General features: G+C 70.1%; 7 protein-coding genes and 1 tRNA gene. 4 read left to right on the top strand and 4 right to left on the bottom strand.

From position 1 onward, the window contains the following. Nucleotides 1-160: 160 nt before the first annotated feature. Nucleotides 161-1,672: a hypothetical protein gene (locus ACO1BR_RS04035; RefSeq protein WP_426793620.1), complete on the bottom strand. Its 1,512-nt coding sequence runs from the start codon at nt 1,670-1,672 to the stop codon at nt 161-163. Nucleotides 1,673-2,422: 750 nt separating this feature from the next. Between ACO1BR_RS04035 and ACO1BR_RS04040 the strand changes: the two genes are divergently transcribed. Then, a complete protein-coding gene (locus ACO1BR_RS04040; RefSeq protein WP_426793621.1) occupies nt 2,423-2,854 on the top strand; it encodes a hypothetical protein in 432 nt (143 codons plus the stop codon). A 575-nt stretch (nt 2,855-3,429) separates the two neighbouring features. Here the strand turns inward: ACO1BR_RS04040 and ACO1BR_RS04045 are convergent. Next, nucleotides 3,430-3,503, bottom strand: a tRNA-Gly gene (locus ACO1BR_RS04045). 542 nt (nt 3,504-4,045) lie between these two features. Here ACO1BR_RS04045 and dcd point away from each other — a divergent pair. The 3 genes from dcd (at nt 4,046) to ACO1BR_RS04060 (ending at nt 6,927) form a co-directional block, all read left to right on the top strand. Beyond that, a complete protein-coding gene (dcd, locus tag ACO1BR_RS04050) occupies nt 4,046-4,621 on the top strand; it encodes a dCTP deaminase (protein WP_426793622.1) in 576 nt (191 codons plus the stop codon). A gap of 70 nt (nt 4,622-4,691) precedes the next feature. Then, a complete protein-coding gene (locus ACO1BR_RS04055) occupies nt 4,692-5,189 on the top strand; it encodes a phosphoribosyltransferase (RefSeq protein ID WP_159502970.1) in 498 nt (165 codons plus the stop codon). A gap of 169 nt (nt 5,190-5,358) precedes the next feature. Continuing rightward, nucleotides 5,359-6,927, top strand: coding sequence for a ricin-type beta-trefoil lectin domain protein (locus ACO1BR_RS04060; protein ID WP_426793623.1), 1,569 nt, complete (start codon nt 5,359-5,361; stop codon nt 6,925-6,927). Nucleotides 6,928-7,059: 132 nt separating this feature from the next. Here the strand turns inward: ACO1BR_RS04060 and ACO1BR_RS04065 are convergent, their stop codons facing one another. Both ACO1BR_RS04065 and ACO1BR_RS04070 read right to left on the bottom strand, forming a co-directional pair. Beyond that, nucleotides 7,060-7,995 carry a Yip1 family protein gene (locus tag ACO1BR_RS04065; protein WP_426793726.1) on the bottom strand — a complete coding sequence of 312 codons (936 nt, stop codon included), beginning with the start codon at nt 7,993-7,995 and terminating at the stop codon, nt 7,060-7,062. Between the two features lie 99 nt (nt 7,996-8,094). After that, complete coding sequence (locus ACO1BR_RS04070) at nt 8,095-8,637, bottom strand: N-acetyltransferase family protein (RefSeq protein WP_426793624.1); 543 nt, start codon at nt 8,635-8,637, stop codon at nt 8,095-8,097. Between the last annotated feature and the right edge of the window lie 123 nt (nt 8,638-8,760).

An 8,760-nucleotide genomic window follows, 5' to 3' on the forward strand; every position in this document is an offset into this window, starting at 1 on the left:
CCCCGGCGGCAGCGTCGAGCGGTAGGCGGCAGGTGGGAAGGCCACAGGGGTGCGCCGCATCACCCCTGCACAGCCGACGGCAGGACCGCCTTCCGGGAGGAGGCGGCGGTCGGCCCGGCTGCCTTCCCACTTCGAGCGGGAGCGCTGTGCGGGTGAGGCTCTACGGCCGGGTCACCTCGGTGGAACGGAGGTTGCGCAGTGTGCCGTCACCGGCGTCGTGCTGGGATGGGTAGAGCAGCTGGACGGCCACGGTGAGAGGCGCGCCGGGCTCGATGGTGTGGGAGTCGTCCGGCGTGGCGATGACGACGGACCCGTCGGTGCCGTCCTTGACCACCGCGAACCAATGAGGCTCGTGCGGGTTGATGCGGGTACCCTCCGGTACGTCGAAGGAGATCTCCCACCACACCACGCGATGTTCATTGGCGGCCAGTGTGAGTTCGTAGCTGATGATCCATCCGTTGCCGGGCCATTGCTCCGCCCATCCGGGGAGGTTGACCTTGGGGGTGACGGTGACCGGGGGTAGCTCGACGTCCGTGGTGACCGAGTCGGAGTACTGGCCGGCCGTGTTGGCGCGCGTCGGCGACGCGACCAGGCTGGTGCAGGTGAACCGGCCCTCGAACCGCGGATCGATGGTGCCGGACAGATTGATCAATGCCTTGCTGCCCCTGGGCAGGTCGATCGGCAGGTGCAGCCCGTCCCGAACCGAACCGGCGCCGCAGACCGCTCCGTTCTCTGCCTGGCAGGTCAGCCCCAGGTCGGTCAGCTCCGCCGGGACGGTGCCCTCCACCACGGCGTCGGGGGCGTCGTTGGGGCCGAGGTTCTGCACACCGATGGTGTAGGAGACCCGGTCTCCTGCCTTCGCCGTCTGGGGGCCGCTCATCTCCAGCGGCATGTTCGCTGGCAGGGCGACGGTGAGGTTCCTGATCCGGTGGGAGGCGGTGGCGGCGCCCGTTCCCGCCGCGAAGCCCAGTTTGAACGTTTCGGGCATACGCGTCTGCCCGTCGGCACCGGCGAGGTCGAAGCTGTCGATCAGCAGGGTGCCGTTCGGGTTGGCCCTGTCGGCGTGCCGTACGGTCAGCCGACCGTCGATGATGGAGATCTGGATGTGGGAGCCGTTGTCCCACGACCCGCGGAATCCGCCGTCCACCTCGACGCCGGTCAGCCAGCGAAACCCCTCCCGCAGACTGCCGGAGCCGCGTACCCCGACCGTGTTGGGGCGACGTGCGGAGCCTCCCCCCGTACCGGAGTACTTCGTGGCGAAGTTCCCGAAGTTGTCGAAGCCGACACCCACGTACCCGGCCGTGACCCCCGGTGCGACGATCTCGCCCGCCCCGTCCCTCGTGAAGGAATAGCCGAGCGCTCCGCCGATGCCACCGGGGTCCGTCGACTGCTCGCCGTCGATCACGTAGACGCTGAACCCGTCGCCGAGCTGGTCGCCGCCCTCACAGGAGTAGTCGAAGTCGATGGTGACGCCGAGCGTTGAGGAGAACGGCTCGTCGAGGAAGGCCGTCCCGGCCTGGGAGCCCTCGTTGGGGGTGAGCTCCAGGCTGCCGCCGTTCAACCGCGCACTGCCGAGCAGCTTCCAGGGCGGATTGGGCACGGTGCCCTGGGTGAACGATTCGATGATCGGGAACTGCACTTGCTGGGAGGCGGCGGGCACGCGTTGCGTCATGGGTGATTCCTCCTTGGCTGGTCGTGCCATGGGGTGGGGTGGTTGCGCCATGCCAATTCGTGCTCTTCGCGAGCTCGATGAGACCCGTGGAATCCAAAGGGCCGCCGTTTCACGCACCGGCGGGCCGTCCCATGCCATTGCCAACAGACACCGGCTGAGGACACGGTCATAGTGGCGCGGGCCAACCCACCGGGGCAGGGCGCGGACCGGGTGCTACCGGAGCACCTCAACCACCTTGCGCGCCCCTGCGCACGCCATCACTTCGCACCGGCGTCCGAGCCTGACAGCGCTTTCGGTCGATTCCGCGTGGCCTGGAACTCCCCGAATGTCGGGCCTTCGGGGAGGGGCCGGTCATGGGCATGGGCAATTCAGCCAGATTCGCGCATCCGTGCAGAGCATCACCCTTGTCCGGTTGGGCAGTGGATCCCAGAATTTTGGGCCCGCCGGGGATCGCCCGGTAAGGGCCGTCATCCACCTGGGCGGAGGGGTTTCTCATGGGCGTCCTGTACGGGTACAACGAGGGCGAAGGCAGCATCAGGATGTGGCACCTCGGGTACGGCATCAGCAAAGACGATCGGATCGTCAGCGCCCTCATCTCCGAGCTCAATCGGTACTCCCGCACTCCAACGACCCGCACGCCGCAGGGATGATCTGGGGCTGGAAAGGCGAGCCGGGAACCCCGGAGGCGAAGTACCGGGTCGACCTGATCATCAACTCCTGCTGGCCATCGAGCGGCGGATCATCAGCGCGATGGGTCGGCTCAACGGAGACGTACGGGCCGTGATCGAGAAGGACGCGGCGGAGCGGGCCGAGTCCGAGGAAGCGGGTGACGCGTTCTACGAGCGGTTGAAGACCCTGGAGCAGGAGGGGGACCAGGAGGGACAGCTGCGTCTTCGGGCGGAGCAGGCGCGGCCCGCGGGACGGGTGGGCGAATTCGTCCACTCCCTCAACGTCAATGCCGCCCGCCGGATCATCGACTGGTCCTTCGACGACCTCGCCGACATGGAAAAGGGCCTCGCCAACTCGTCACCGGAAGCGATCAGGACGGCGCCAAGGGGGCCGCGACCGGCGCCGCGCTCATCGCCAACTACGGGCAGCGCGTTGGAAGCTGGGGCGCGGTCGGCTCCGCCGCGCAGAAGGGCGGCACAGTCACCCTCTCCCTTCTCGGCCGCAGCTTGGTGACAAATGGTAAGGAAGGCAACGGAGATGGCCCGCGCTGACCGAAAGGCCGCACGCCAGGCACTGCTGAAAGCCGCTTTCGCCGGCCTCGGCTTGGTGGCCTCATTCTCGCGGTCAGCTGGTCCAAGATCTGGCTCTACGGGGTCGGGGCGGGACTCCTCGCCACCTCCGTGGCCACCGGCTTCCATCGGCGGCCACGGAGCACCACCCACTCGGCCCCCAACGACACCCACCGCCCAGAAGGGCCACCCGATAACCGGCGAACCCCGTAGCCGGCGAGGCACCCCGCCACCCGGCGCCGGACAGGGCGTCCCGCGCTGGCCTGCGCCTGCGGACTGGTTTCAGCTCAACCGCCGCTTTGTGGATGCGAATTCATCAGCTATGGCTGATGGGTGACGCGCGTCAGGGAAAATGCGTCTCGCCATTCGAGACGCTTCTATGGTCGGGTGCCTCGCGCGGCGCGCCAATACCCCTCCGGCCGGGCCATTCCCGCGAGTTGGGGCACGCGGAGGGCGCGCCGGCCTCCGAGAGGTCTAGGCAACAACTAAGCCCCAGATCACTGACCTGGGGCTTCTGAGTGGAGCGGGTGACGGGAATCGAACCCGCGCTCTGAGCTTGGGAAGCTCATGTTCTACCATTAAACTACACCCGCGTAACCCTGCCTCGGATCTGGAGGCGGAGCGTCGTCGCACACTCTACCCCATCGCCGCCCCGCGGTGCTTTTGGCATGTTCGGAGTGTGGTGCGGCGGGCGGGCCGGGTGGTGCCCGCGGGGAGGGACGCGGGTGCGGGGGGCGGGAGTTGGGGCGTACGGTGGGGCATCGGAGTGCCGCCTGCGGCTGCGCCCAGTTCATCCCCTAATGTGGCTTTTGTTGTCCACGCAGTTGGGAGAGGGACTTGATGGAGCGCACCGTCGTACGTTGTGCCGAGGGGCATGTCTTCAGCACCGCTTCGTTCCCGATGCAGACCACCGACCGGCTCGGTCCGGGACGGCTGCTGCGCTGCCCGCGCTGTGCTCGGCTGCGGCACTCGGTGCCCGTGGAGCATGCCAAGCGGTAAGGCGGCGCGCGGCTCCGGCCGACCGTTCGTGATGTTCGCTGAGGATGTCGAGGTGAGGTAGTCGTGGCCCGGTCCCCTGGTGGGGCCGGGCCCTCGTCGTGCGGTGGGGGGTGTGCGGGCGCGTATCCTCGTCTGCGTGCTTCTCTCAGACAAGGACATCCGGGCCGAGATCGACGCGGGTCGGGTGCGCATCGACCCCTACGACGAGTCGATGGTGCAGCCGTCCAGCATCGACGTGCGGCTCGATCGTTATTTCCGGGTGTTCGAGAATCACCGCTACCCGCACATCGACCCGGCCGTCGAGCAGCCCGATCTGACCCGCGAGGTCATTCCGGAGGGGGACGAGGCGTTCATCCTGCACCCCGGCGAATTCGTGCTGGCCTCGACGTACGAGGTCATCTCGCTGCCCGACGATCTCGCGTCGCGGCTGGAGGGGAAGTCCAGCCTGGGGCGCCTGGGGCTGCTGACGCATTCCACCGCCGGGTTCATCGACCCGGGGTTCAGCGGGCACGTGACGCTGGAGCTGAGCAATGTCGCGACGCTGCCGATCAAGCTGTGGCCGGGAATGAAGATCGGGCAGCTGTGCATGTTCCGGCTGACGTCGCCGGCGGAGCACGCCTACGGCAGCGAGCGCTACGGCTCGCGGTATCAGGGGCAGCGCGGTCCGACGCCGTCCCGGTCGTTCAAGAATTTCCACCGTACGCAGGTGTGAGGCGGGGCGCCGCGCCGGCGTGCGCTTCGGAGACGAGCTTCGGGGACGAAGAGAAGGTCTGAGAGATTTCGTGGGTGACGTGCGGGAGAACCTGACGTACGAGCGGTTCGGCGGGGCGATCCGTGAGCTGGCGCAGACGATCGCGGATGACGGGTACGAGCCCGACATCGTGCTGTCGATCGCCCGCGGCGGGGTGTTCGTGGCCGGCGGGCTGGCGTACGCGCTGGACTGCAAGAACATCCACCTGGTGAACGTGGAGTTCTACACCGGCGTCGGGACCACCCTGGAGATGCCGGTCATGCTGGCGCCGGTGCCCAACGCGATCGACTTCTCGGAGAAGAAGGTGCTGATCGCGGATGACGTCGCCGACACCGGCAAGACGCTGAAGCTGGTGCACGACTTCTGCCAGGGGACAGTGGCGGAGGTGCGCAGCGCGGTGATCTACGAGAAGTCGCAGTCGCTGGTGAAGTGCGAGTACGTGTGGAAGCGCACGGATGACTGGATCAATTTCCCGTGGAGTGTCGAAGCGCCCGTGGTCCGGCGGGACGGGCAGATCCTCGACGCGTGACGGGGTCGGTCACCCCGTAGTGCTCTCGTGCCCGTAGGGCTCCCGTACCCGTGGTGTTCCCGTGGTGCGTGGGGTGGAGCGCGTTTCGGCCAGTTCTGTTCCGGGTGTTCCAACGGTTGCCGCCGCCGCGTAGAAACCGGCGGTAACAGCAGACCGGAGGGGAGGCCCGATGGCGCACGGCGGACGCGGACACAGGTGGTGGAGCGGGCGGCGATTACGTGCCGGCGTGGCGGCCTCGGCGGTGGCGCTGACCGCCGCGTTCACGGTGACGGCGGGCGGTGCGAGCGCCGCGCAGGTGCCGTCCGCCGGGTCGCGCTCCGCGCGGCCGTTGTCCGTGCGGCCGCTCTCGCCGGAACTGGAGAGGATCCGGGCGCGGCAGGCGGCGGAACTGTACGGCGACTCCGCCGTGCGGCCGGTCGCGGAGCGGAAGACCTCGCTGATCTCGCTGGGGGACAGCGAGATTTCCGGGGAGGGCGTCGGGACGTACGAACCGGGCACCGACGGGCCCACCAACTGGTGCCACCGGTCGCCGGATTCGGCGATCCACCGGACCGGGATCGCGGCCGACGTGACCTACAACGTCGCCTGCTCCGGCGCGTACAGCGGCAATATCCGGATCGGCGGCGGCAAGCAGTATCCGGATGAGCTGGTGCAGAGCGACAGCCTGGCGATCGCGGCCCGCAACACGCGGCTGAAGATGGTGCTGCTGGTGGCCGGGGCCAATGACGATCTCCAGTTCGGGCCGGTGATGACGGACTGCGTCAAGCACTGGTTCCTGCTCCAGGGCACCTGTGAGCCGAAGTACCAGCCGGGCTGGCAGGTGCGGGTCGACGGGCTGGTGCCCAAAATCGAGGCGACGGTGCGGGACCTGCGGACCGTGATGCGGGGCGCGGGGTACGCCGACGGTGACTACCGGCTCGTGGTGATGTCGTATCCGAGCCCGATCGGGCCGGATGTGGAGGACAACCCGAATTACCCGGGCAAACTGCCGGGCGGGTGCACCGGATACACGTCGGACGCGGCGTGGGGGCGGAACGCCGCGGTGCCGGCGTTCGAGCGCGGGATGCGGAAGATCGCGCAGGACACGGGGGCCAGTTATCTCGACGCCTCGCGGCTGTTCCACGGCCATGAGGTGTGCATGGCCGATACGTGGGCCCGCGGGCTGTACGTGAACATCACCAACCCCTTCCCGCCGGACGCGAATTCGGTCCGCCAGTCGTTCCACCCGAACGTGCGCGGGCACGGCGCCTTCGCGTCCTGCCTGACGCAGCTGTACGCGGCGCCGCAGCTGCGCGAGGCGGCCTGCGCGGACCCGGCGAACACCGGGCAGCCGAAGCTCTACCCGGGCGCCTGGGACGACGCCTTCCGGCCGCTGAAGAACGCCGGGACCGGCAGCTGCCTGGACGCCGACGGCGGCGCCAGCCGCAACGGGACCGCGGTCGGTGGCTGGGACTGCAACGGGCAGCGCAACCAGGGCTGGTGGTACGACCCGGAGCAGAAGTCGGTCCATGTGGAGCTGACCCACGCCCGGTGCCTGGACGTGCCGGGCGGGCGCTACGAGCCGGGCGCCGCGCTGGTGCTGTGGAACTGCTCGGGCGCGGGGAACCAGCAGTTCGTCCGGGACGGCGGCACCCTCCGGCCGGCCGCCGCGCCGTCGCTGTGCCTGACGTTGGGCGCGGCGAAGGACCCGCTCCGGTTGCAGCGGTGCGACGGGACGGCGGGGCAGCGGTTCGCGTGACGTCGGCGGGGCAGCGGTTCGCGTGACCGTGAGGTGGCGGCGGCGCGTCCCGCACAGCGGAAGGGGCCCGCCCCGGGAGACGATCTCCCGGGGCGGGCCCCTTCCTGTCGGCCGGAGCGGGGCGACGGCCGGCTACAGCGTGCCGAGCTTCACCAGGGCCAGCAGGGCGACCAGCTGGATCGCGGACGCGCCCAGGGCCTTGGGCCACGGCAGGTCGTGCGACTTGCTGACCATGGAGGCCAGCAGATAGCCGGTGGCGAGCCAGGTGGCCCAGCCCAGGACCTGCACCAGCGGGCTGTCGCCGCCCAGGAACATCGCGAACAACAGCCGGGGCGCGTCCGGGATCGTCATGACCAGCATGGACAGGCCGACGGTGGGCTGCCAGGCGCCGTCGCCGCCCAGCTGGCGGGCCATGGTGTGGGTGACCGCGCCCAGGATCAGACTGCCGATGACGAACATCACGGCGGTGATCAGCACCCAGGGGATGCTGTTGCCGAGCGTGGCGTTCAGCACGTCCGCGCGCGCCTTCTCGAAGCCGAAGACCGCCAGCAGGCCGTAGACGAAGGTGACGATCAGCGCCGGGCCCCAGAGCGTGTGGTCCCGCATCTGCCAGAACGTCGGGGTGGGGCGCAGCACCACACCGGACAGCAGCTGCTTCCAGTGCAGCCGGGGGCCGGCCGGCGGCGCCGTCGTCTGGCCGGCGCGGTAGGTGCCGCCGGCCGCGTACTCGCCGTCGGCGGGACCGTACCCGTCCCCGTAGGCGTCGGGGGCTTCGCCCACTCTGAACTCCCGGGTACGGCCCGGGGAGTTGTCGTCGGAGTACGGCGCGTAGGACGGGCCCGCGTCCTGATAGCCGCCGTCGTCGAGGTACTCGGGCTGCCCCTGCGGGCGCGGGCCGCCCGGGGGAGCGCCGTACGGCCGCGGCGGCGCCTGCGGGGGCACCCACTGGCCGTGCGGAGGCGGGGGCTGCTGCCCGTACGGCCCTTGCTGCCCGTACGGTGCGTGCGGCCCCTGGTGCCCCTGCTGCTGTCCGTTCTGCGCGGGGCGGGCATCCCGTCCGCGACCCATCCTGAATCCAGCCACGCTTTCGAAAGTACCTGGTCCGCGCGGGCTCGGAGGCCGGACCGGGAGACCCGCCCGGGGTTTGCTGCTGACCTGTGACATCCCCTAGGGGACGTCCCGGGGGGATCCCTGGGGCCTGTCCGCCGGGTCGGGGGCGGAGGATGCCGGGGTCCAGCGCAGGGTCAGCTCCGGGAGGTTCTCCATGTTGCCGCTGCCGTCGCCGGTGGCCACGACGGTGAAGCCGTGGTGGGCGTAGAACGCCAGGGCGCCGGTGTTCTGTTGGAAGACGTGCAGCGACAGGCCGCCGGGGCTGTGCCGCCGCGCCTCGGCGAGCAGCCGGCTGCCGATGCCGGCGCGGCGGACGTCCGGGCGGAGGTAGAGCTGGTCGAGGAGGTCGCCGTCGACGGCGGCGTAGCCGAGGATCTCCGGGCCCCGGGCCGCGACCACGGTGTGGCAGCGGGGCAGCACGCTCTCCCGCATCCAGTGGGTGACCTCGCTGTGACCGCGCCGCTGGGGCGGCAGGTACGGCATGGTGATGCGCCGCGATTCCCGGTGGACGGCGGCGATGCCGGCGGCGTCGGCGGGCTCGGCGGGGCGGATCTCGACGGGTAACGGGGCGGGCGCGGTGCCGCGGGTCTCCTGTGCCATGCGGCCATCGTCGGCGGCGGCGGGGGAGCGGGCAACCGATTACCGGACACCGGAGACGGGACACCGGACACCGGACACCGGCCGGGCGCACCGGGCCCCGAACGCCGGTGGGGGGGGAAAGGG

Origin of the sequence: Streptomyces sp. YGL11-2, assembly GCF_050054615.1 — a bacterium.
Taxonomy (GTDB): domain Bacteria; phylum Actinomycetota; class Actinomycetes; order Streptomycetales; family Streptomycetaceae; genus Streptomyces.